The organism is Alcanivorax sp. HI0083, from assembly GCF_001635175.1.
Genome location: NZ_LWFX01001767.1, coordinates 1 through 1,244 on the forward strand (window position 1 = coordinate 1; position 1,244 = coordinate 1,244).

2 protein-coding genes are annotated in these 1,244 nt (G+C 56.4%); one reads left to right on the forward strand and one right to left on the reverse strand.

Annotation, left to right across the window (positions count from 1 at the left end):
- A partial coding sequence (locus A3754_RS25615; protein ID WP_197468878.1) for a hypothetical protein occupies nucleotides 1-264 on the reverse strand: 264 nt, incomplete at its 3' end.
- Nucleotides 265-462: 198 nt separating this feature from the next.
- On the opposite strand from A3754_RS25615, the gene A3754_RS25620 reads away from it, so the two are divergent.
- Nucleotides 463-891 (forward strand): META domain-containing protein, encoded by a 429-nt coding sequence (locus A3754_RS25620; RefSeq protein WP_063521710.1) that lies wholly within the window; start codon nucleotides 463-465, stop codon nucleotides 889-891.
- Nucleotides 892-1,244: the final 353 nt, after the last annotated feature.

Sequence of the window (1,244 nt, forward strand, 5' to 3'; positions counted from 1 at the left end):
CGGCAGAGACAACAACAATGCCCATAGCACCAGCCGATTGGCCCAGGGATTCAGCGTCGGATGGCGCAGCGCAAAACATGGGGACGCCGGCACAGGCAGCAACAAAATCGCAAACCCCCATAGCCAGCGCCGCTGACCGAACGCGGTGAGCATCAGGCTCAACCAGCCCATCCACAGAATGCCCACCCCAGCGGCGGACAGCATGGCCAGCGGCAGCGCCAGCCACTGGTGCTCAATATAAAATTCCAGCAACGTATTCAGCATGGCCTGCCATCATTGCGATCAGAAAAGTGAAGATAAGAGAGGATTCACTGCATTGTCCTGTTCTTCCGCGACCAGTCAACGCACTCCTCTCATCCATTGCAACAACCTTGCGCCACATCAATAAACGCCAGCCTGGCCGGGAACCATATCGCCCCGCACATACACTAAGTAACCCACAACGTCTCACAAGGACACACCATGACCCCATTTCGCCTTCCGCTGCTGCTGGGCAGCACCGCACTGTTACTGGCTGCCTGTACAGGGCAGCCAGCCAACGAGGTACGCACCATGGTTGAAGAGAGCCAACTGCGTGGAGAAGCCTGGTCCGTCACATCGCTTAATGGCGAAGACGTCACTGAGGCTACCGTCACGCTGAACTTTCATCAGCCCGGGCAAGTGGCCGGCAAGGCCGCCTGCAACAATTATATGGCCACCTATGTGCAGGACGAGGACAGCTTCACCATCACCACCGGCGGCGTCAACATGATGGCTTGCCCAGCACCACTGATGGAAATGGAGCGGCAATTTTTGGACGCCCTCAAGGGAGTCAATCACGCCGACATTAACAAGCAGGGCCAACTGATTCTCACCGGCAGCGATGACATCAGGATTGAAGCCCGCCGGTAAAAAAGGTTCTTCGCGTATTAGAGTGAATAACTCGCTTCTCGCTGCCTGATGGCTTTATCGCGACTACCCGGCACTTTCCCAAACGCTCGACGCCGGATGCCTGATGTAAAACCCCATAGCCTGAGAGGCTGTTGTTATTGCGGCATCTCTTTTGAGGGATGGGCAGGGGGGGCATCATTCAGGCAATAATCGGGTAATGCATTTTACGCACAGAGCCTGGCGGCCAGGGGGGTTCCGGTTTTGAATGCACGCGTCCGTCGTCGGGCATCCGGCGTCCAGCAGCTGCCAGGGCGGGATAATGCGACAAGCTTTGAAGCTGGCTGATCAGTCAATTCCGCGATGAACCTAAAAAA

Excerpts from the sequence above, each read along its gene's own strand:
- A3754_RS25620 (WP_063521710.1), top strand. The coding sequence starts at position 463 with ATGACCCCATTTCGCCTTCCGCTGCTGCTGGGCAGCACCGCACTGTTA.